Origin of the sequence: Flavobacterium sp. LC2016-12 (assembly GCF_015351595.1) — a bacterium.
Taxonomy (GTDB): domain Bacteria; phylum Bacteroidota; class Bacteroidia; order Flavobacteriales; family Flavobacteriaceae; genus Flavobacterium.
Genome location: NZ_JADKPT010000001.1, coordinates 460,996 through 483,671 on the forward strand (window position 1 = coordinate 460,996; position 22,676 = coordinate 483,671).

At 33.1% G+C, this 22,676-nt stretch carries 23 protein-coding genes; 12 read left to right on the plus strand and 11 right to left on the minus strand.

From position 1 onward, the window contains the following. Positions 1-36 precede the first annotated feature (36 nt). From tpiA to IRZ99_RS02000, 4 genes are all read right to left on the minus strand, one after another. Positions 37-789: a triose-phosphate isomerase gene (gene tpiA, locus IRZ99_RS01985; protein WP_194655672.1), complete on the minus strand. Its 753-nt coding sequence runs from the start codon at positions 787-789 to the stop codon at positions 37-39. 59 nt (positions 790-848) lie between these two features. Further along, positions 849-1,349 carry a TlpA disulfide reductase family protein gene (locus tag IRZ99_RS01990; protein WP_194655673.1) on the minus strand — a complete coding sequence of 167 codons (501 nt, stop codon included), beginning with the start codon at positions 1,347-1,349 and terminating at the stop codon, positions 849-851. Between the two features lie 384 nt (positions 1,350-1,733). Further along, the gene (locus IRZ99_RS01995; protein WP_194655674.1) at positions 1,734-2,834 is read right to left on the minus strand and encodes a BT_3928 family protein; all 1,101 of its coding nucleotides are present in this window, start codon (positions 2,832-2,834) and stop codon (positions 1,734-1,736) included. Between the two features lie 90 nt (positions 2,835-2,924). Beyond that, positions 2,925-3,467 carry a DUF1599 domain-containing protein gene (locus IRZ99_RS02000; RefSeq protein ID WP_072971155.1) on the minus strand — a complete coding sequence of 181 codons (543 nt, stop codon included), beginning with the start codon at positions 3,465-3,467 and terminating at the stop codon, positions 2,925-2,927. Between the two features lie 223 nt (positions 3,468-3,690). On the opposite strand from IRZ99_RS02000, the gene folP reads away from it, so the two are divergent. Together folP and IRZ99_RS02010 are read left to right on the plus strand one after the other, a co-directional pair. Further along, positions 3,691-4,515, plus strand: coding sequence for a dihydropteroate synthase (gene folP, locus IRZ99_RS02005; RefSeq protein WP_194655675.1), 825 nt, complete (start codon positions 3,691-3,693; stop codon positions 4,513-4,515). A 26-nt stretch (positions 4,516-4,541) separates the two neighbouring features. Further along, positions 4,542-5,192, plus strand: a complete 651-nt coding sequence (locus IRZ99_RS02010) for a hypothetical protein (RefSeq protein WP_194655676.1) — start codon at positions 4,542-4,544, stop codon at positions 5,190-5,192. A gap of 40 nt (positions 5,193-5,232) precedes the next feature. Here the strand turns inward: IRZ99_RS02010 and rlmH are convergent, their stop codons facing one another. From rlmH to IRZ99_RS02040, 6 genes are all read right to left on the minus strand, one after another. Then, entirely contained in the window at positions 5,233-5,706 is a 474-nt protein-coding gene (gene rlmH / locus IRZ99_RS02015; RefSeq protein WP_194655677.1) for a 23S rRNA (pseudouridine(1915)-N(3))-methyltransferase RlmH, read from the minus strand. A 158-nt stretch (positions 5,707-5,864) separates the two neighbouring features. Further along, positions 5,865-7,283, minus strand: a complete 1,419-nt coding sequence (locus IRZ99_RS02020) for an adenosine deaminase (RefSeq protein ID WP_194655678.1) — start codon at positions 7,281-7,283, stop codon at positions 5,865-5,867. 194 nt (positions 7,284-7,477) lie between these two features. Next, positions 7,478-7,762 (minus strand): GNAT family N-acetyltransferase, encoded by a 285-nt coding sequence (locus tag IRZ99_RS02025; RefSeq protein WP_026982297.1) that lies wholly within the window; start codon positions 7,760-7,762, stop codon positions 7,478-7,480. A gap of 6 nt (positions 7,763-7,768) precedes the next feature. After that, complete coding sequence (locus IRZ99_RS02030) at positions 7,769-8,164, minus strand: OsmC family protein (protein ID WP_072971149.1); 396 nt, start codon at positions 8,162-8,164, stop codon at positions 7,769-7,771. Between the two features lie 4 nt (positions 8,165-8,168). Then, positions 8,169-9,050: a pirin family protein gene (locus tag IRZ99_RS02035; protein ID WP_194655679.1), complete on the minus strand. Its 882-nt coding sequence runs from the start codon at positions 9,048-9,050 to the stop codon at positions 8,169-8,171. A 321-nt stretch (positions 9,051-9,371) separates the two neighbouring features. Next, on the minus strand, positions 9,372-10,472 hold the full coding sequence (locus IRZ99_RS02040) for a DNA alkylation repair protein (RefSeq protein WP_194655680.1): 1,101 nt from the start codon (positions 10,470-10,472) through the stop codon (positions 9,372-9,374). A 238-nt stretch (positions 10,473-10,710) separates the two neighbouring features. On the opposite strand from IRZ99_RS02040, the gene nadC reads away from it, so the two are divergent. The 5 genes from nadC (at position 10,711) to priA (ending at position 16,269) form a co-directional block, all read left to right on the plus strand. Then, on the plus strand, positions 10,711-11,568 hold the full coding sequence (nadC, locus tag IRZ99_RS02045; protein ID WP_194655681.1) for a carboxylating nicotinate-nucleotide diphosphorylase: 858 nt from the start codon (positions 10,711-10,713) through the stop codon (positions 11,566-11,568). A 116-nt stretch (positions 11,569-11,684) separates the two neighbouring features. Further along, entirely contained in the window at positions 11,685-12,608 is a 924-nt protein-coding gene (locus tag IRZ99_RS02050; RefSeq protein ID WP_194655682.1) for a YihY/virulence factor BrkB family protein, read from the plus strand. Between the two features lies 1 nt (position 12,609). After that, the gene (locus tag IRZ99_RS02055) at positions 12,610-13,038 is read left to right on the plus strand and encodes a DUF2147 domain-containing protein (protein WP_194655683.1); all 429 of its coding nucleotides are present in this window, start codon (positions 12,610-12,612) and stop codon (positions 13,036-13,038) included. A 7-nt stretch (positions 13,039-13,045) separates the two neighbouring features. Continuing rightward, the gene (bla-B1-FLAV, locus tag IRZ99_RS02060) at positions 13,046-13,792 is read left to right on the plus strand and encodes a subclass B1 metallo-beta-lactamase (RefSeq protein WP_194655684.1); all 747 of its coding nucleotides are present in this window, start codon (positions 13,046-13,048) and stop codon (positions 13,790-13,792) included. Between the two features lie 26 nt (positions 13,793-13,818). Then, complete coding sequence (priA, locus tag IRZ99_RS02065; RefSeq protein ID WP_194655685.1) at positions 13,819-16,269, plus strand: primosomal protein N'; 2,451 nt, start codon at positions 13,819-13,821, stop codon at positions 16,267-16,269. Here priA and IRZ99_RS02070 read toward each other — a convergent pair whose 3' ends face one another. Then, positions 16,270-16,968: a LytTR family DNA-binding domain-containing protein gene (locus tag IRZ99_RS02070; RefSeq protein WP_072971141.1), complete on the minus strand. Its 699-nt coding sequence runs from the start codon at positions 16,966-16,968 to the stop codon at positions 16,270-16,272. Between the two features lie 177 nt (positions 16,969-17,145). On the opposite strand from IRZ99_RS02070, the gene rpsF reads away from it, so the two are divergent. From rpsF to IRZ99_RS02095, 5 genes are all read left to right on the plus strand, one after another. Continuing rightward, positions 17,146-17,487, plus strand: coding sequence for a 30S ribosomal protein S6 (gene rpsF, locus IRZ99_RS02075; protein WP_007810575.1), 342 nt, complete (start codon positions 17,146-17,148; stop codon positions 17,485-17,487). Between the two features lie 5 nt (positions 17,488-17,492). Continuing rightward, the gene (rpsR, locus tag IRZ99_RS02080) at positions 17,493-17,789 is read left to right on the plus strand and encodes a 30S ribosomal protein S18 (RefSeq protein ID WP_002987043.1); all 297 of its coding nucleotides are present in this window, start codon (positions 17,493-17,495) and stop codon (positions 17,787-17,789) included. Positions 17,790-17,855: 66 nt separating this feature from the next. Next, the gene (gene rplI, locus IRZ99_RS02085) at positions 17,856-18,296 is read left to right on the plus strand and encodes a 50S ribosomal protein L9 (RefSeq protein ID WP_072971140.1); all 441 of its coding nucleotides are present in this window, start codon (positions 17,856-17,858) and stop codon (positions 18,294-18,296) included. Positions 18,297-18,396: 100 nt separating this feature from the next. Continuing rightward, positions 18,397-21,567: a TonB-dependent receptor gene (locus tag IRZ99_RS02090; RefSeq protein ID WP_194655686.1), complete on the plus strand. Its 3,171-nt coding sequence runs from the start codon at positions 18,397-18,399 to the stop codon at positions 21,565-21,567. A 110-nt stretch (positions 21,568-21,677) separates the two neighbouring features. Next, complete coding sequence (locus tag IRZ99_RS02095; protein WP_194655687.1) at positions 21,678-22,151, plus strand: DUF6495 family protein; 474 nt, start codon at positions 21,678-21,680, stop codon at positions 22,149-22,151. Positions 22,152-22,676: the final 525 nt, after the last annotated feature.

Below are 22,676 nucleotides of genomic sequence, written 5' to 3' on the forward strand. Positions count from 1 at the left end.
AGTAAGATTATAAAATCTAAAATCTAAAATCTAAAATTAGATTGCTGTAACAATTGCAAGGAAATCATCTGCTTTTAAAGCAGCTCCTCCAATTAAACCACCGTCTACGTCTGGTTTAGAGAAAATTTCTTTTGCGTTGTCTGGTTTTACAGAACCACCGTATAAAATAGAAACTTCGTCAGCGATATCAGCACCAAATGCTTTACGAACAACTTCTCTAATGAATTCGTGCATTTCCTGAGCTTGTTCTGGTGAAGCAGTTTCTCCAGTTCCAATTGCCCAAACCGGCTCATACGCTAAAACAACATTTGCCCAAGATTCTTTTGCAATGTGGAATAATCCGTCACGCAACTGATTCTCTACAATGTTGAAGTGATTTCCTGATTGACGATCTTTTAATTCTTCTCCAAAGCAGAAAATTACAGTCATATCATGTTTCAAAGCAGTATCCACTTTACTTGCGATTAATGCATCTGTTTCATGGAAAATTGCACGACGCTCAGAGTGACCAAGAATTACAGTGTTCACACCAATACTAGTTAACATATCAGCAGAAATTTCCCCTGTAAAAGCGCCGCCTTCAGCTTGGTGAACGTTTTGAGCAGAAACCCCAATTGTCGTATTTTTAACTTTAGCAACAGCTGCTTGTAAGTTTACAAAAGTTGGAGCTACAATAACCTGAGCAGTAGTTTGTGCTGGTATTTTTGTAATTAACTCACTTAATAATTCTTCAGTTTGTGCGGCATTTTTATGCATTTTCCAGTTTCCTGCAACAATCTTTTTTCTCATTTTGGTAGTTTTTATTATTCTTTTTATTTTTGTTTTTTTGTTGTAATTTGTGCAACTGATTAAGCTTGTTTTAAGCTTTTTAGTGTTTCGTTGATTTTATCAAAATCAGTTTCTATAGCACGGTATAAAACGATTTTTCCTGTTTTGTCGATGATAATATATCTCGGAATCCAGTCTAAGTCAATTGCTTTTCCAAAAACACCTTTCATTCCGTCGTTCATCATAAAATGATCGCCTTTTAATTCGTGTTTTTCAATTCCGATTTTCCATTTTTCAGCTGTTTTATCAGCAGAAAGGAATAAATAAGAAACGTCGGGATTGTTAGCTTGTAATTCTTTTACTTTTGGCATTGCTTTTACGCAATCGCTACACCATGAAGCCCAAACTTCAATAACCAAAGTTTTTCCTTTGTATTTTTTTAAAATGTTTTTGAAAGAAGTCTGACCTCCATCAACTGTTAATAATTTTTCAGATAAAGCTTCTTTAGAAAAACTTGTTTTCTGTGCTTGTGAACATGAAAAAGTAATCAATGCAATAACAACTAGAGCTATTTGTTTCATAATTATAATAATGGTTTAAAATATTATAAATTGTCTTTTCTGAACTGAATCTGCAAATTCAAATCAGAGCAATTTCATAAATTAAGGTTCTCAACAAAGTTAAACAAACAAATTGAATGCCAAATGGAGATTAACAAAATTTGAAGAGTCGTTTATTTTGTAACAAAACTGAAATTTTCGGTTAGAAAAAAGCGATTGAAATCGTAATAGTACGTCTGAAAAATGAAAAAAACGGGGAATCATTTTTTTAGGAACTAAAATTTGGAACTGTTTTTTTGTTTTAGGAAGGATTTAAAGAACTAAAAAACGTCAGATTTTAATAAAAAAATCGGTAAACTAAATTATTTATAGCATACCGATTTTTTATTTTTATTTCGCAGATTTCTACAATTTCAAATCTCCAATATCATTGTAATGAACTTTCTGAATTACCGTTCCGTTGTGTAAAACAACTATACTTGGATTTGCTCTTTCAATTGTTTTTAAAGCTGTTGCATCACAAAAATAAAAATCAACATTTAAGCCGTATTCTTTTTTCGCTTTTGCAATTTCATCAGCTCCTGAAGCTGTCATAGCAACAACTTTGTAACCTTTAGCTTTTGCTTCCTTGTTTAAAGCTTCTAACTTTTTCATTCCAGCCGGTTCCGATAAGGTCAAATCGTACGTAACGAAAAGCAATAATTTAGGCTCTTTTAAAAGTTCTGCTTTATAGTCAGAATCATCTTTTGTCATGGTGAAATCATGAATTGGCGGAACATAACCTTCCGTAATGACTTTGTCTTTTCTATCTACAAAAGTGGCGCCAGCAGGAATATTTGCTAAATCTTTTTCACCAAATTCCTTGTCAACACCATTTACTTTGTAGATGAAAATCATTTCAACTACAGACTTTGGAGCACCTTCCGGAATTTCCATTCCTTTCTCAATATTAGTTCCCACTTTATAAGGACGGAAATCTTTTATCGGATTGTGATTTAAAACCCAAACGGCCATAAAAGCACACAAAACAACGCTGACATACACTGCAAAATTGGTTTGTGGAGTTGAAAATAACGGTTTTATTAATTTTTGATTGAAGAATAAAATCAAGATAAAGAATAATAAAACAATATCTTTAGTGAATGATTGCCAAGGCGTTAAATGCAAAGCATCTCCAAAGCAACCACAATCTTTTACAACATCAAAATAAGCCGAGTAGAAGGTAAGGAAGGTAAAGAAAACAATTAAAAGTAATAAAGCCCATATTGTCGTTTTTGCTTTATAACCCACTAATAACATTACACCTAAAACTACTTCCAGAATTAATAAAAAGATAGCTAATCCTAAAGCGAATGGCTCTAAAAAAGGCATATTAAAAACCGGCTCGCTAAAATATTCAGCCAGTTTGTAAGAGAAACCAACCGGATCATTTAGTTTTATTAATCCTGAAATGATAAATAATACGCCGACGAATATTCGGGAGAATTGAGTAATGATGTTTTTCATAATATAGGTTTAATTTAAATTCCGCCCGATGGGTATCGGGACCAAATTTCAAAGATTAGGATTGGAATTTGTAATTTATTTTTTGGAATTTTATTTGTTTATAGGCTCAAGAATTAGTGCAAAAACAGCATAATTAATCATATCCTGATAATTAGCGTCAATGCCTTCAGAAACTAAAGTTTTACCTTTGTTATCTTCAATTTGTTTCACGCGAAGTATTTTTTGCAGAATCAAATCAGTTAAGGAACTCACACGCATATCACGCCATGCCTCGCCATAATCATGGTTTTTGGCTTCCATTAATTCTTTAGTCAGTTTAATTTTAGCGTCGTATAATTCTGTTGCTTTTTCTACATCAAGATCAGGTTGTTCAGCAACGCCCAATTCTAACTGAATCAAAGCCATGATAGAATAGTTGATGATTCCGATGAATTCTCCTTTTTCATCTTCATCTACTTTACGGATTTCATTTTCCTGTAAACTTCTGATTCTTTGTGCTTTTATGAATATCTGATCGGTTAGCGAAGGCAGTCTTAAAATTCTCCATGCACTGCCATAATCTTTCATTTTGTTGATATATAGTGTGCGGCAAACCGTAATTACATTATCAAATTCAAGGGAAGTATTCTTCATTTATTGCTGTATATTTGCTAAAATTTCTTCAAAAATAAGGAATTTTTCAAGAGATTCAAGTTTCATGTTTTCTTTGTTTCAAGTTTTTTCTAAACAAAGTGTTAATGGGATAATTTGAAACTAAAAAAATGATGTTTCAAGTTTCAGGTTTCAAGTTTCAAGTTCTGAAACTTACGCAATCTTTGAGAACTTGAAACTTGAAACAAATAAAACTTGAAACAAAATGTTAATTAACTGCAAAGGTCAACTTATTAATTTGTCAATTCCTAAAGTAATGGGGATTTTGAATGTGACGCCAAATTCCTTTTTCGATGGAGGAAAGTATAAAAATGAAGAGGAGATAATCTCGCAAGTAGATAAAATGCTTTCCGAAGGTGCAACATTTATAGATATTGGTGCTTATTCAAGCAAACCAAGTGCTGAATTTGTGACCGAAACCGAAGAAATAGAGCGCATTGTTCCCGTAATTGAATTGATTTTAAAACATTTTCCGGAAGCTTTATTATCGATAGATACTTTTAGAGCCGAAGTAGCGAAAGCAAGTATAGAAAGCGGTGCAGCGATTATAAATGACATTGCCGCCGGAGAATTAGATGCTAAAATGTTTGATGTAATTGCAGCATACAATGTTCCGTATATTATGATGCACATGCGTGGAAATCCACAAACCATGCAGACTTTGACGCAATATGACGATATTGTAAAAGAAATGCTTTTCTATTTTTCTGAAAAAGTTAAAAAGGCGCGTAGCCTCGGAATTAATGATTTGATTCTCGATCCAGGTTTCGGTTTTGCCAAAACAACAGATCAGAATTATGAAGTTTTGCAAAAAATGGAGCTTTTTAGTTTGTTGGATTTGCCTGTTTTGGCGGGAGTTTCAAGAAAATCAATGATTTATAAAACGCTTGGTAATTCAGCACAAGAAGCTTTAAATGGAACGACGGTTGTTAATACAATTGCATTGACAAAAGGCGCAAAAATTTTGCGTGTGCATGATGTAAAAGAAGCTGTGGAATGTGTTACTTTGTTTGGGAAAATGAATTTGTAAAAGCCTAGTTTAAAAATAAATAAAATATGAGATACTTGACATTTGTTATCGCTTTCCTTCTTTTTTCATGTGAAGAAAAAAAAGATGTCTTGCTCCCAAAAGCTAATGTTTCAATTGTAAAAGATATTCAGGATCATTCGCCAATTTACATCTTCTTCAAAACCGAAGGCAAAGACACTATTGCAGAAGTAAACAGAAAAAACAGCATTATATCCACCAATTGGATTTTCAATATTGACAAACGTTTGCCTTTAAAATTGGTAATTCCAGAAGTAATGAAACTGCAGGAAAAAAAGCGAGGAGACAGCGCTCATAAAAATGAAAAAGCTGAAAATTATTATTCCTTTGCAGATTCCATCGGAAAGAATTTAGCTTTTTTGCCTTTCACGAAAGTGTATTATAAAATGGAGTCTGTTAGCAAAAATACCAGTCAATTGTATTTCAGGAAAAATGGAATGATAGAATACAGAGGCAGAAAAACGTATGATTTTCCGAAAAATAATCTGGAACCTTTTTTGGATAGCCTGGTTATAAATCCGAAAGCTGAAATTATATTTTCATACGATAAAAAGATGCTTTATGGAGATTATATTCAATGTAAAATCCTGGTAAAAACTATAATTGACAAAAAGATCCCATTTGTTTTTATAAGTGAAGAAGAGGAGTATATCCACTAAAAACTTAAAACCTGAAACAAAAAAAAACTGAGACAAAAGTCTACTGATGATGATAAGGTTCATTTCGTAAAATCGTAAACCCGCGATACAATTGTTCGATAAAAAATAAACGAACCATTTGATGCGAAAACGTCATCAGCGAAAGCGAAATTTTTCCCTGCGCTTTGCTGTAAACCGTTTCTGAAAATCCGTATGGACCACCTATTACAAAGACCAGTGTTTTAATTCCGGAGTTCATCTTCTTTTGTAATTCTTCAGAAAAACCAACGCTAGAGAAATTTTTCCCATTTTCATCCAATAAAATCAATTGATCAGTAGGAGAAAGTTTTGATAAAATCAATTCGCCTTCTTTTTCCTTTTGCTGACTTTCAGATAAATTCTTCACGTTTTTGATATCCGGAATAATCTCCAAATCAAATTTGATATAAAACGACAAACGTTTAGTATAATCGTCGATTAAAGTCTGCAACGATTTATTGTCGGTTTTGCCTATGGCGATAAGTTTGATGTTCATTGTGTTGTTTTTTTGCTACTAATTGCACGAATTTAGACAAATTAAAAATCTGTGTGAATCTTTTCGATCCGTAAAATTTGTGGGCAATTTATCGGCTTCTAGAATCATAGTTTAATGTTGAGCAAACCTAACAGGTTTTTAAAACCTGTTAGGTTTCGTTAGTTTTTAGAAAATTTGTCTTCAAAAGTTTTAAATCTCGCATCCAAATCTTTCAATAATTGTTTTTTTACCGATGTATCCTGAATAAAACTATAATTGATACTGTTGTAAACGTATTGTTTTATAGTTGTGTACGAAACATCAGGATATCTTTTGGCTAGTAAAACATATTGTTCCGTCATATTGGTTCTTAAAATTCCTGCGTCGTCTGTACTGATTACAATTGGCACATTAAATTCTTTGTAAAGCGTAAACGGATGACGACCGCCTTTTACTTTTAAAATGAATTCGTTACTCGCCAAATTAATCTCAATCGGAATATTATTTTTCGCCATATAACGCAATAAATCATATGAGTTTTGTTCGTACGCAATGTCAACTCCGTGACCAATTCTGTTCGCGCCTGCAACGTGAATTGCATCATTAATATGCCATGTCAAATCTTCTGGCTGAACCAAACCTAAAGTCAGTTCGCCCGCATGCAGTGTGTATTTTACATCCGGAAATTTAGCGTGACAATATTTAAACATCAACATATGTAACCAATAATCTTTCATGGAATTTTCGCCATGCTCTGGAGAAACGATGTTTACGCCCGCAACTAATTTACTGTCATTTGCTGAGATAAAAGCAATTGTCAGATTTTTGAATAAATCAACCGGATCCATAAAACGAAGCACAAAGTTTTGATAGCGCATCGTAAATTTATCGTCATCAATTTTTAAGTCTTTGTGTAGTTTTGCTATGAAATTAGTATTGAAATCAGCCGCATATTTTTTAGCATCTTTCTGCTGAATCGCTTTGTACAATTCGTCTAAAAGTTTCATTACCGCTTTTTCATCTTTTTGAACAAAAGCCTGACGTAGTTTTGAATTGAAATCAGTTAAATCTGAAACATTCATATCACACGGAATCGTAGATAATTGTGTTTCGATGTAACTTACATTTTCTGAAAGAGCGCGTTTTTTTAATTCAAGCATTCCTTCTGCAAAATGCCCCTGGATAGTAGGCTCGAATTTTTGAAAAGAGTCAAAAAACAAATCGTCGGAAGGAACCGAAACGCCGTTATAATCCTTAGCCGACCAGGTTTGCATTACTTGTTGTTGATAGAAAGGTAATTTTCCTTCGTTTTTAAGAGAAGAGAAAGTTTGCCAATTGCCGTTTGAAGGTTTTGTTTTAGCGACTGCCATGGTTTCTAAATTCAAATAAAAATCTTCTGCAATAGCTCTTTCCAAAAGAGGTTCTGCATAAATTGATCCCGAAAAATGATGGTGTAAATCGCCTCCTTTAGGCATTTGTTGAAAAAAAGCTGTTAAGAGAGCTTCGTTGTTTCTGATTTTTTCTAAATAGTCGCCAGCCGTTTGAGAAAAGCCGATTTGCGCTATAAAAATACAGAAAAGTGTAATTATCCTCGTCATACTCTAAGTTTAAATTACATGCAAATGTAAGGCTTTTCGAGGAGATTTGAAAATTTTGTTTTTAAAGGTTCAAAGGTTCAGAGGAGCAAAGGGACAAAGTTTTAGAAAAAATCTTTCGATAATTAATTAAAAAAGACGCACAAAAGTACGTCTCTATAAAACCTTTGAACCTTGTTGCTTTGAGCCTCTGTACCTCAAGAAAAAAGTACATCACGAATTTCCTCCGTCTTATCAAAAACACTTTTTGCAAAAGGACAAAGCGGAATAATTTTCAGGTTATTATTTCTGGCATATTCTACGGCTTTCATTACCAGTTTTTTGCCAACACCTTTTCCGTTGAATCCTTCATTTACTTCGGTGTGATCAATAATGAATTTTGAATCTCCTGCCCAGGTATAGGTCATTTTCCCGGCTTCTTTTCCGTCTTCTATAGCTTCAAAATAGCCTTTTCTTATATCGTTGATTTGATTTATTTCCATGATAAGTTATATTAATGTGGTTTTAATTTCTATTGAATGGGTAAGTGTTTTATGAATTGGACAGCTGTTGGCAATGGTTTCTAATCTTTGTCTTTGTGTTTCGTCGACTTCTCCAATTACTTCTATTTTTCTTGTGAAAACGGATACACTTCGCTCAGAATCTCTTTCAAAATCAATTTTGACGTTTATTTCTGATACGTTCCATTGTTTGCGGTTGATATACATTCGCAAAGTAATTACGGTGCAGGAAGCCAATGATGCAGCCAGAAGTTCTGTCGGATTTAGACCTAAATTTTTACCGCCCAATTCTTGGGGTTCATCAGATATTAAAACATTATCACTCGCTGATTTTACTTCTGTTCGATACAAACGTGTATCTATTTTTGCTGAGATTGTATCCATAATGTTATTTGATTCTTGGTTCAGGTAAAGGCACAAATTCGGTTTCGCCCGGAACTTTCGGGAAAGTTTGTTCTGTCCAGTCTTTTTTTGCTTTTTCGAGTAATTCTTTATCCGAAGAAACAAAATTCCAAAAGATAAAATGTTCTTCAGGAAACGGTTGTCCACCAAAAATATAAACAGTACTGTTTTCTGCGATTTCAAACTCACATAAAGTACTGTCGTTGGTAATCAGAATCTGTTTGGGATCGTAAATATGTTCGCCACTTTTAATGCTACCTTCCAAAATATACAATCCACTTTCGCCGAACAAATCTTTTCCGATATTGATTTTCTGCGCCTCCGTACTTTTAATCTCAATAAAATAAAGCGGACTATAAACCGGAACTGGCGATTTTTTACCAAAAGCTTCTCCGGCAATTAGTTTATAAGAAACACCATCTTTTTCCCATTTCGGAATATCATCTGCTTCTACATGAGTAAAATTTGGATCCATTTGCTCCAATTCTTTCGGAAGCGCCACCCAAATTTGTAAACCGTGCAGCATTTTGTCAGAATGTCTTAAATACTCGGGCGTTCTTTCAGAATGTACAATTCCTTTTCCGGCCGTCATCCAGTTTACGGCACCTGGTTTTATTTCTAATTCGGTTCCCAAACTATCACGGTGCATGATGCTTCCTTCAAATAAAAAAGTTAAGGTTGAAAGGCCAATATGCGGATGAGGAGGAACATCCATATTTTCATGATCACTTAAATGAGCAGGCCCCATATGATCGATAAATACAAATGGTCCGACAGCTCGTTTTTCACGGAAAGGCAATAATCTGCCTACCATAAAATTGCCAATATTGGCAGCACGTTCTTCGATAATTAAACTGATATTTGACATGGTTATATTTAATTTGAAAACAAAATTACAGTGGTAACTGCGATCTGTAACTTAATTTAGATTAAGATTTCTTTTGTATTTATAAAAGTAGGGAAAATGGTTGAGTTTGTTTTTATGGTGTTGATTAAATTTTAATTTATCCACGAAAAGTCTCGGAGAGACGAAATGTTTATAGAAAATTTAGATACCAGATTGCAACAGCCCCAGCGGGCCGAAATAATTGTGATAAGATATCGCTCCGCTGGAGCTTTTTTTTTGCACGTTTTCTCTTCGCTATAAACATGATACTCCTATGGAGTAAGTATTACTAGCGCATTGAAATTATTTAACTAATTCAAACTCCAACGCCTCACTTTCTGTTCCATTAATAATAATCGACAATTGATGCATTCCCGTATGAAAAACACGAGTCGTAATCAGTTTAAAAGATTGATTTCTTTCGACTTTAGTCAATTGATGTGGCTGATAGATTTTTTCACTTATTTTAAAGACTTTTTTAGCCAAATGACCTTTTGATTTTTTGTAATGAACTGCGTATTCTAAACGAATGGTTTTAGCTTCGTCATTTTTATTGTTTAAATGAAATTGAAACTGTAAATAATCTCCAATTTTGACTTTTGACGTTTTGATTTCGAAATTTGAAAGTTCAATATTAGTGCTTTCCAAACCATAATGACTCAGAATTTCAGGATGACCTTGTTTTAATAAAGTACGACAGCCGTGTTTTATAATTGCATCTGTTTCCTTGCTGATGCCTTTCCATTTTTGAGCAATTTCAAGTACAATTTCCGGATTATCTTTTACAATATCATTTAAATTATTGGCGACACTTCGACGAACATATTCTGAGGGATCATTTTTTAGATTTTCTAAAATAGGTAAAATTGAAGTAGGATCTTTTTTTAAGAAGGGAATAGCAATTGCCCAGGGTAATCTTGGTCGGCTTCCTTCGCTGGCTAATCTGCGAACATGATGATCTTCATGCAACGACCATTTTGTCATTTCATCAATCATCTTTTCTTTGTATTTTAAAATGAAAGGACGAACAGCAAATTCACAACTAATAAATTGTGTTATAGAAACAAAGGCTTTCGCCGAAGTTTTAAAATCATCCAAACCATATTTTTCTATATAATCGGCAAAGAAAATGAAGGCCAGATTGCCATCTGTAAAACTGTTTTTCTTTAAGTTTTGAATGATTTTGTCAATTAAAAAAACAGCTTCAGTAAAATTCTCGGGCATAAATTGATGTAAGACAACAGTAGTGTGTTTCATACGGTCTTTCCATTCTTTTTGCGCAAAATCGCCTTCGTAAATGGCTTCAATAAATTTTTGTTTGTTGAAAGCTGGATGTACTTCGGCGACAGCCTGACCAAATTTTTCGTAAAAAGAAACCGAGTAAATATCTTTAATTAATCCCATGATTTTATTTGAATGAACTTCAAAGATATTTAATGTTCTTTATTAGTGGCGAACAAAAAATAAAAATATTTGAACATTAAGACATTAACTTTTATTAAAGAGAAAAGGGTAGTTTTTCTTAATATCTTCATGGTAAATAAAAAGAGATAATTAAGATACTAATTGACTTTTCGTGTTAAAGGGGCTTTCAAATCCCCAAAATAAGTCCTACTTTAGCATCTTATAAAATTTAAGAAAAATGATTAGCGAAGCACAATTTCAAACCGAATTACAATTATTGATCAGTAATGCAATTCGAGAAGATGTAGGCCCGGGAGATTATAGTTCATTGGCTTGTATTCCTGATACGGCACACGGACAAGCTAAATTATTGGTAAAAGATCAGGGAATTATTGCCGGTGTCGCATTGGCAAAAATGATTTTTGAATATGTAGATCCAAAATTAAAAATAAAGACTTTTATAGAAGACGGAACGCACGTAGAATATGGCGATGTCGTTTTTGAAGTTTCAGGAAGTTCTCAGTCTATTTTAAAGTCGGAAAGAGTGGTTTTGAATACCATGCAACGTATGTCTGCGATTGCTACCAAAACCAGTCAGTTAATGCAGCTTTTAGAAGGGACGGGCGCTAAAATATTAGATACGCGTAAAACAACTCCAAATTTTAGAGTAGCGGAGAAATGGGCAGTGAAAATAGGAGGAGGAGAAAATCATCGTTACGCTTTATATGATATGATTATGCTGAAAGACAATCATATTGATTTTGCTGGCGGAATTACACTTGCCATAAAGAAAACAAAAGAGTATTTGAAAGCTAATAATCTGGATTTAAAGATCATAGTTGAAGCAAGAAATTTAGATGAAATTCGCGAAATTCTGTTAAGTGATGGTGTTCATAGAATTTTGATCGATAACTTCAATTACGAAGATACTAAAAAAGCAGTGGCTTTAATTGGTAAAAAATGCCAAACAGAATCGTCTGGAAATATCAATGAAAAAACCATTCGTGAATACGGACTTTGTGGTGTAAATTATATTTCTTCTGGCGCATTGACACATTCAATTTATAATATGGATTTGAGCTTGAAAGCTTTTTAAATTAATTAGTAATTGTTAATGGTTAATTGTTTGACATGGCACAGAATGCTTTAATCTAAACAATCCAAAAATCTAAGAAGTCTACCAATCTAAGCAGTCTAAAAATCTAAAAATATATGTCTCAAGAAATTGAAGATCGGATTGAAAAAGTCCCGGTTGTGCGTTCTGTAGCTCGTCTTTTTAAGAGAATAAAATTCCCATGGCTGGAAGGATTCTCATTATACGATTTATTAGAAATGTATATACTTGGAATTCTTGAAGGAGCTTTTTCGTATCATGCGAGCGCGGTTTCTTTTAGTTTTTTTATGGCTTTGTTTCCTTTTGCGTTATTTATTTTGAACTTAATTCCGTTTATTCCAATTGAGGGGTTTCAGGATGATTTTCTTCAATTTGTGCAACAAGGAGTTCCTCCAAATACTTATGATGCTATTAGCAAAATCATCAGCGATATCTTAAATAATAGTCACTCCGGATTACTTTCTTCGGGATTTTTGCTTTCGATTTTTTTGATGGCAAATGGTATTAACGGTATCTTAAGTGGTTTTGAGTCTTCTAAACATGTTTTTGATAAACGCGGATGGTTTAGTCAGTATTTAGTAGCGTTGGCTATTTCGCTCATCATGACAATTATATTGTTTGTTACCGTAGCTACAATTGTCGTTTTTGAGGTATTTATTCAAAAAACAATCATTCAGGATGTGTTGAGTGATCGTATTCCGCTCATTATTTTAGGGAGATATTTGTTCGTTATTTTAATGATTCTTATAACATCTTCAATATTATTACGTTATGGTACAAAACAGTATAACAAAGTGCCTTTTATTAGCATAGGATCTGTTTTTACAACGATCTTAATTGTTATATCTTCGTTCTTTTTTGGGATTTGGGTTATAAAATTCTCAAAATATAACGAACTTTATGGTTCAATTGGGACATTATTAATTCTAATGTTTTACATTTGGATCAACTGTATGATTCTGCTTTTAGGGTTCGAATTGAATGCTTCTATCAGAAAATTAAAACAAAAAAAAAATAAATAATATGAAAAATTGGATGTTAGCAATTGGTGTTTTTTTCTTGACATTAAGTACAATGCAAGGTCAAAGCGTTATTGGAAAGTGGAAAACCATTGATGATGAAACTGGTGAAGCAAAATCAGTAGTAGAAGTTTACGAAAAATCAGGAAAAATATACGGTAAGGTCGTAGAAATACTTCGTGCTGATCACAAAAAAGATGTATGCACTAAATGTGAAGGTGCAGAAAAAAACAAACCAATTTTAGGTATGGTTATCATTAACGGACTTAAAAAAGATGGTTCTGAATACAATGGAGGGTCAATCTTAGATCCAACAAATGGTAAAAAATACAAATGTTATATTGAATTAGAATCTGCTGATAAATTAAAACTTCGTGGTTATGTTGGGATTTCTATCATGGGAAGAACACAATACTGGACGCGAGTGAAATAAAAAGAATATGCGAAAATTAGCTTCGATAATTTTATTCTTAGCGATACTATCCAATAGTTTTGGACAATCTAAGAATTCGCCATTACAAATAAGTCATCTTACAGGTGACTTTTATGTTTATAAGACATTTCATGATTACAAAGGAACTTTGATTTCTGCCAATGCATTATATCTTGTTACAGATAAAGGTGTTGTGTTGTTTGATGCTCCTTGGGATCAAACACAGTTCCAACCTTTATTAGATACAATTAAGGTACGTCATAATAAGGATGTTATTATGTGTTTTGCAACGCACTCTCATGATGATCGTGCAGGAGGTTTGGGCTTTTACAAACAAAAAGGAATTAAAACATATACTATAAAAGCAACGGACAAAATCCTTAAAGAGAAAGATCAAAATGGGGCTGAATTTGTAATACCAAATGATACTACATTTACAGTTGGGCAGCATACTTTTCAGGTTTATTATCCTGGAAAAGGGCATGCGCCAGACAATATTGTGGTTTGGTTTGATAAAGAAAAAGTGCTTTACGGAGGTTGTTTTATCAAAAGTGCTGAAGCAAAAGATTTGGGATATTTAGGAGATGCCGATGTGAAAGAGTGGGAAAAATCGATTGAAAAAGTGCAGTCTAAATTTATGAATCCTAAATTTATTATTACAGGTCACGATGATTGGAAAGACCTAACATCTTTAAAACATACTTTGAAATTGGTTCAGGAATATAATGCTGAAAAAATTTCGAATAAAAAGTAATTCTCTCAAACCAATAAAAAAATCGCATGTTTTTTGTCGAAGTTATTTTACCACTTTCCTTAGCTAAAACCTTTACTTATCGTGTTTCTGAGACTGAATTCCATTTTATTAAAAAAGGAATGCGGGTGGCAGTGCCTTTTGGTAAAAGTAAAATTTATACGGCTTTGGTAATTGATATGCATCAGAATGAACCAAGTTTGTATGATGCCAAAGAAATTCATCAGATATTAGACGAAAGACCAATTGCTACCGAAACTCAGATTAAACACTGGCTTTGGATTGCTAATTATTATATGTGTGGTATTGGAGATGTATATCGTGGTGCTTTTCCGAGTGGGTTGTTACTTGAAAGTGAAACGATTATTTCGCATAAAGTAGATGTTGTCGTGAATCAAAATGAGCTTTCGGATGAAGAATTTTTGGTTTATGAAGCCTTGCAGCAACAAAGTTCTCTAAAGGTTCAGGAGATTATTTCGATTTTAAACAAAAAAAATATTCTTCCAGTTCTTCAAAAATTAATGGAAAAGGATATCATTGTTTTAGAAGAAGAAATAAAAGAAAGTTACAAACCAAAACTGGTTCGATATGTAAAATTGCATTCAAAATACGAATCGGATAATGGGTTAAATGAATTATTAGAATTCCTAAAAAGATCCAATAAACAAAAGGAAATTGTTCTGGCTTATTTTCAAATTACTGCTTCAGAAAAGAAACCTATTACAGTTAAGAAATTGACTGAAGTTTCAAATTCAACTTCCACGATTGTAAAAACATTAATTGAAAAAGAAATTTTTGAAGAATATTATCTGCAACACGATAGGGTTTCTTTTGATGGAAAAGCTTCAGAAAAACAATTACAATTAAGTGATGCACAAGAAACGGCTTTCAATGAAATTAAAAAAAGTTTAGTAGAAAAAGAAGTTTGTCTGCTTCATGGAGTTACATCAAGCGGTAAAACGGAAATATACATTAAGTTAATTGAAGAATATTTAGAAACGGGAAAACAAGTTTTGTATTTATTGCCTGAAATTGCTTTGACAACTCAGTTAGTTTCTCGTCTTAGAAATCATTTTGGAGATAAGGTAGCTGTTTTTCATTCGAAATACAGTAACAATGAAAGAGTAGAAGTTTGGAAACAAACACTTGAAAATTCAGCTAAAGCTCAAATTGTAATAGGAGCAAGGTCGGCTTTATTTTTGCCTTTTAATGATCTGGGATTATTGATAGTTGATGAAGAGCACGAGCAGACTTTTAAACAAACAGATCCGGCGCCGAGATACCATGCCCGCGACTCAGCAATTGTTCTGGCTAATTTTCATAATGCAAAAGTACTTTTAGGATCAGCAACTCCAAGTATTGAAACCTATTTTAATACACAAATTGAAAAATTTGGTTTAGTTACGATTACGGAACGTTATAACAATGTTCGAATGCCTGAAGTTGTTTTGGTTGATTTAAAAGACAAGCATTTCAGAAAAAGGATGACGGGCCATTTTAGCGATCTTTTAATAGAAGAAATTGCAGAAGCTTTGTCTTTGGGCGAACAAGTGATTTTGTTTCAAAACAGAAGAGGTTATTCTCCTATAATAGAATGTATGACTTGCGGTCATGTTCCGCATTGTCAGCAATGTGATGTAAGTTTGACTTTTCATAAACATAAAAATCAATTGAGATGTCATTATTGTGGGTATTCAATTGCTAAACCAACGCATTGCCATAGTTGTTCAAGTATTGATTTAACCACAAAAGGTTTCGGCACAGAGCAAATCGAACAGGAATTAATTTCTCTTTTTCCGAAAGCTAAAACCGGAAGAATGGATCAGGATACAACAAGAGGTAAATTTGGTTTTGAGAAAATTATAGACACCTTTAAAAATAGAGAAATTGATATTTTAGTTGGTACACAGATGCTGGCTAAAGGCTTAGATTTTGATAATGTAAGTCTGGTTGGGATTATGAATGCCGATAATATGTTGCATCATCCTGATTTCAGAGCTTTCGAACGCAGTTTTCAGATGATGACACAGGTGGCAGGAAGAGCCGGAAGGTCAGAAAAGCAGGGTAAAGTTGTGATTCAAACTTACAATCCAAATCATAATACAATTCAGCAGGTTACAACACATAATTATATAGGTATGTATAAGGAGCAATTATATGACCGACAAATTTATAAATACCCGCCTTATTTCAGAATTATAAAGCTGACTTTAAAGCACAAAGATTTTGAAAAATTGAAAGAAGGATCAATGTGGTTGTATCAGGTTTTGAGTCAGAATTTAAATATGCCGGTTTTAGGTCCTGAAGAACCAGCAATTAGTAGAATCAGAAATGAATATATCAGAACGATTTTGATTAAAATTCCGCAAAACCTGAATTTAGGAGGCACAAAAAAAACTATTCAGAAAATGTTGAATAGTTTTGAAGCTGTTGCTCAGTATAGGGCTATAAAAGTAATTGCCAACGTCGATTTTTATTAATTACGACGAAGTTGACAATGCTTTAACTAAATCTTCTTTTTTGTTTCGGCTTAATGGAATTTTTGTGATTCCAATTTCAGCAAATTTACTGTTAAAGCGTTCTACTTTGTCTATATTAATAATATAGGACTTGTGAACACGAATAAATTTGTCTTTTGATAAATCATTTTCAAAAGATTTCATTGTCGAAAGAACTAAGTTGCTGTCGTCTTCTGTGACTACTCTTACGTAATCTCCAAAAGCTTCAATCCACTTAATTTTCGACGTGAAAATTTTAAGCTTTTTAAGATTACTTTTAATAAAGATATGTTCGCCTTCTTCCTCTTTTACTTCTTTTTTAAGCAGATGCATGTCGATTGCTCTTTTTACGGAAGCATTAAAACGGTCAACGGCAATGGGCTTCTGAAGATAATCAGTAGCATCATAGTCGAAAGCTTTTAAGGCATACTCGGCTTTAGAAGTAATAAATATAATCTGAGGCTTAGATTTTAGTCCGTCAAGGAAATCAAAACCATTGATAACAGGCATTTCAATATCTAGAAAAATCAGATCGATATTATTTAAAGAGATACAACTTTTTGCTTCTATTGCATTAGAAAAGTCCCCGATTAAGTGCAAACCTGGGTGATTATTAACTAATTTTGCAATAATTGTCCTCTGTATAGAACTATCATCTACAACAACACAGTTTAGTTTCATAACATTTAAATTTAGAATAAATTCAGGATAGCAGTAGTAAATGTATTATTTTTCTAGGAAAAAAACTAAACTTAGACCTTATTTTTTACATTACAACGAATAAAGTAAAAAAAGTGTTGTATATATAAAAAGAATGGTTACTTTTGCACCCAATTTTAACAAATAAATATTGTATTTATGAATCATTATGAAACTGTTTTCATTTTAAATCCCGTTTTATCTGAGGTTCAGGTGAAGGAAACAGTAACGAAATTTGAAGAATTTCTTACTAGTAGAGGAGCTGAAATGGTATCGAAAGAGGATTGGGGTCTGAAAAAAATGGCTTACGAAATCCAAAACAAAAAAAGTGGTTTTTACCATTTATTCGAATTCAAAGTAGCTGGAGAAGTTCTAATTGCTTTTGAAACTGAATTTAGACGTGACGAAAGAGTTATGCGTTTCTTAACTGTAAGTTTAGACAAGCATGCTATTTCATGGGCGGAGAGAAGAAGAGCTAAATTAAAATCTACTAAAGCGTAATTATTATGTCTACAATCGAACAATCTGCAAAAGGAAAAAAAGACGGAGATATCAGATATTTAACGCCTTTAAACATTGAAACTAACAAAACTAAAAAGTATTGTCGTTTCAAAAAATCAGGAATCAAGTATATTGATTATAAAGATGCTGATTTCTTATTGAAATTCGTTAATGAGCAAGGAAAAATTCTTCCTCGTCGTTTAACTGGAACTTCATTAAAATACCAAAGAAAAGTTTCTGTAGCTGTAAAAAGAGCTCGTCACTTAGCTTTAATGCCATACGTGGCCGATTTATTAAAATAATTAAAAACTCTAGTCGCTGGTTTCTGTTAAAGCAGAACCTAACTTCTAAAATATAAGGACAACAACATGGAACTTATTTTAAAACAAGACGTACAGAACTTAGGATTTAAAGATGATGTAGTATCTGTAAAACCTGGTTACGGTCGTAACTTTTTAATTCCTCAAGGTTTTGCTTCATTAGCAACTCCTTCTGCTAAAAAAGTTTTAGCTGAAAACCTAAAACAAAGAGCACATAAAGAAGCTAAAGTGGTTGCTGATGCTAAAGCATTAGCTGAAACTTTAAAAGCTCTAGAAATTAAACTTACTGCAAAAGCTGGTGGAGAGAAACTTTTTGGTTCTATCACAAACATCGACATTGCTGAAGCATTAGAGAAATCAGGTAACGCTATTGATAGAAAATTCATCACTAGTGGTATCGTAAAACGTACTGGAAAATATTCTGCTAGCATCCGTTTACACAGAGATGTTATCGTTGACTTACCATACGAGATTATCGCTGAAAAATAACATTTTGTTAACTTCTTGTTAATAAAATATAAAAACCACTCTTAGGAGTGGTTTTTTTTTGCCTAATTTTGAGAATAATAACTCACTCAAAATCAGGAAAATGAAAAAAATCTTTGCATTAGTGTTATGTTTGCTGGCCTTAACCGCGGCTACAGGGCAAACAACAACTTCGAGTATTAAGGGAATTGTAAAAAGCTCCACAAATGAACTATTGCCCGGCGCCAGTATTTTAGCAATCCATACTCCTACGGGAGGTAAGTATACTGCCGTTTCCAATGAAGATGGAAGGTTTAGTATTTTAAACATGAGAATTGGAGGTCCTTACAAAATTGTAGTAAGTTTTGTAGGTTTTCAAAATCAGGAATATGATGATATTTATCTTGATTTAGGTAAACCTTTTAATATTGATGTGGTCTTAGCAGATGCGAGTCAGGCATTGGAGGAAGTTAAAATTGTAACTAAGGACAAAGTTTTTAAAAGCGGAAAAACCGGTGCTGAAACTACAATTGGCAGAAGGGAATTAACTGCATTACCTACAATTTCACGATCTGCTGAAGACTTTACAAGATTAGAGCCAACAGCTAGCGGTGGTTCTTTTGGAGGAAGAAATGATCAGTATAATAATTACTCTTTAAATGGGGCTGTTTTTAATAATCCATTTGGATTAGATGCTGCAACTCCCGGTGGGCAAACTGGAGCTCAGCCAATTTCATTAGACGCAATTGAGCAAATTCAGGTAGCGACCGCACCTTACGATGTAACATTATCAGGATTTACCGGAGCTTCTGTTAATGCTGTTACAAAATCGGGATCAAATGAATTTCATGGTACGGCTTATGCATTTTACAGAAATCAGGATTTGACAGGAAGTAAAATTAAAGGTGAAAAAATATTTGTACCAACTTTGGAGCAAACTCAGGCTGGTGCTAGTTTAGGGCTACCTATTATTAAAGATAAATTATTCATTTTTGGAAACTTTGAAATCGACAAACGAAGTGATTTAGGATCAAATTTCGTTGCTAATAATAATGATGGTGTAACCGGTATTAATGAGTCAAGAGTTATGGAATCTGATTTGAAAGCGGTTTCAGAAGCTTTGGGAGCTTTGGGCTATGATACAGGTGCTTATCAGGGTTTTATACACGAATCGAACTCTAATAAAGGAATTATTAAAGTAGATTGGAATATTAATGACAATCATAAACTGGCTGTTATTTATAATTTCCTGGACGCTTCAAAAGATAAACCGGCTCACCCAACAGCCTTAGGTTTTAGGGGACCAAATGCTTCGATATTACAGTTTAGAAACTCAGGATATCAGATTAATAATAATTTAAGTTCGTTTTTAGCGGAGTTAAATTCAAAATTCAGTGAAAAAGTTTCAAATAAACTACAGGCTGGATATTCTCATTTTAATGATTATCGCGTGCCGTTTTCTGTTCCGGCTCCTGTAATTAATATTCAGGATGGCGCAGGTTCTAATTATATCATCGCAGGACATGAACCTTTTTCGATCAACAATACTTTAGATCAGAAGGTGTTTCAAATTACAGATAATCTGACGTATACAGTGGGAAAACATGTCTTTACTTTTGGAACTTCTTTTGAGAAATTTGGATTTAAAAATTCTTTTAATTTAGCTGGATATGACAACTTTGGGAATCCAAATGGTTATGCAGGAACTTTTTTTACTCCTTATTTTACTACTCAGGATTTCTTAAATGATGCCGCTCAGCCTTATGCAACGAGTATCATTGCGCAAAACCTTAAATATGCACAAGACACATTTAATACAAAAAGCCAATTTGAAGTTGGGGCAGATGGTGGTTGGAAACTGGCAGAACTGAACGTAGGACAATTGGCATTTTATGCGCAGGATGATATTAGCTTAAATGATGATTTTAAATTATCTGTTGGTTTAAGAATAGATAAACCATTGTACTTTAACACAGCTGATTTGATTCAGAAATATATAGATACAGATAATGGAGGTGCTGGCAGAGACAATAGTATTGATTATTATGATCCTCAAACTGGTGAGGCGGTTAAGTTAATATCAACAGACTTGCCAAGCGACAGAATTTTATGGTCACCGAGAATTGGTTTCAACTGGGATGTTAAAGGTGATGCTACTTCTCAGTTGCGTGGAGGATCTGGAATTTTTACAGGAAGAATTCCTTTTGTATGGTTAGGAAATCAGGTCAGTGGTGCCGATGACAGCTTTTTACAAATTATGGACCCTGATTATAAATGGCCTCAGGTTTGGAGAACAAGTTTAGGTTTTGATCATCGATTTGAAAGCAATTATATAGTAACCTTAGATTTGTCTTATAATAAAGATATCAATGCTGTACATGTTCAAAACTGGGGATTAAAACCTCCAACAGGAACTTTGGCCGGTGTAGATAACAGAGCAATTTATGTGGCGGCAGATCATGGAGCAAATAATGCTTATGTAATGACCAATTCAGATAAAGGAAGTGCTTTTAATGCAACGGTTAAATTGCAAAAAACATTTGAAAATGGTTTGTATGCAAGCGTTGCGTATAACTACTTAAAATCAAAAGATGTAAACTCTATTGAGGCTGAAATTACAGGAGATGCTTTTGCTTTTAATCCAGCGCTTGGAAATGTAAATAATGATGTATTGTCAAATTCTAAATATGGTGATAATCATCGCTTTATTGGTGTAGCTTCTAAAAAATGGAAGTATGGTCATGACAAATGGGCTACAACCGTTTCAACATTCTTAGAATATGCTCAAGGAGGACGTTTTAATTATACCTATGGAGGTGATATTAATGGAGATGGTTCAGCTGTAAATGATTTACTATATATCCCTACAACCGCAGAAATTGGTCAGATGACTTTTAGCGGAGCTGGTCAGGCTGAAGCCTTCGATAAATTTATAGCTCAGGACAAGTATATGAGAGACAGGAGAGGTCAGTATGCAGATCGTTATGGGGCAGTATCTCCATGGAGAGGAAGATGTGATTTAAAACTATTACAGGACTATAATTTTAAAGTTTCATCTGTTTCTGAAAAAAAGAATACAATTCAATTTAGCATTGATATTTTAAATTTTGGAAATTTGATAAATTCAGATTGGGGAGTGGTTCAGGTTCCAACAAGCGTTCAGCCAATTGGAGTGACCGTGGCAGGAAGCACGCCAACTTATACTTTCAATAATGCTCCAACCAAAACCTTTAGCTATGATGCCAGTTTAACATCAAGATGGCAAATGCAATTTGGTATCAGATACATTTTCTAGTAAAGGAAAAAAAGTTATAAATTTGCCCTCGCATTTGCGGGGGCTTTTTTTTGAATAATTACAGCAAAAAATGGAAGGCTCTTTTTAGAATGTTTAAAGAAAGAAAATAAATGAAATACGCAAGACTTACAAAAGAGCAATTTGATGAATTGCACGCAGAATTTGCCAGCTTTTTGGCTACGCAGGCTATTGATAAAGCAGAATGGGATTCTCTTAAAATAAACAAACCTGAGGTTGCTGAACAGGAATTAGATGTTTTCTCTGATTTGATCTGGGAAGGTGTTTTATCAAGAGCCGAATTTTTGGAGCATTTCTCGAAAAATCATATCTTTTTATTTCAGTGTTTTGAAACACACGTTCAATCAATAGTATTAAAATCACTGGTTCCGGAAACAGACTTTTTAACTAAGGATGGTTTACAATGGTTAAGTGATAATATGTTTACAGAAACGATTGAAATGAAAGTTGGAAAAAAAGTATTTACTGAAGACAGAAATGCGTCTATTTTTGAATTGATTCAGCAAGGTGCTTTTTTAAGTGACGGTCAATTGTTCAAACAAATTAATACTATTTTGGAATCTTAAGATTTTAGTAAGACAAAAATAAGTTGAGGAAAGGCAAACAATGAATGTTAAATTGTTTGCCTTTATTTATTTTTTTAACTTTTGTTTAAACTTTTATGTTTTTTTTGGCCCGTATTTCTACGCGTTTTTTCTTAATAATGAAAGGAATGGCCTTTTTACTTGATATTCAATGTTATATCGGTTAAAATGTATTTGTTTAAGTCAATTTTAATCGATTATCTTATTTTTTTGTAGGTTTAAACCTTCTTTTTTAATGATTTGTTGAAATAGATTTTTTTTTTTGTGATAAATATAACAGTTCTTTTTTGCTTAAAAGTGCCATTTTTCCTGCTGTTTAATACTTTTTTTTAACATATAGTTATTTTTTAAGTTTTAAAAAATAAGAATTTTATACTTGTTTTATATTTTCATTTTAATTAATTTTAGTGAAAGAAAGGTTAAACAAAATGTTTTTTGTAAAGACACTTTATAAGAATAATATTTCCTTTTCATTTTAGATGAAATAAAATATTAGTAAAGATTTTT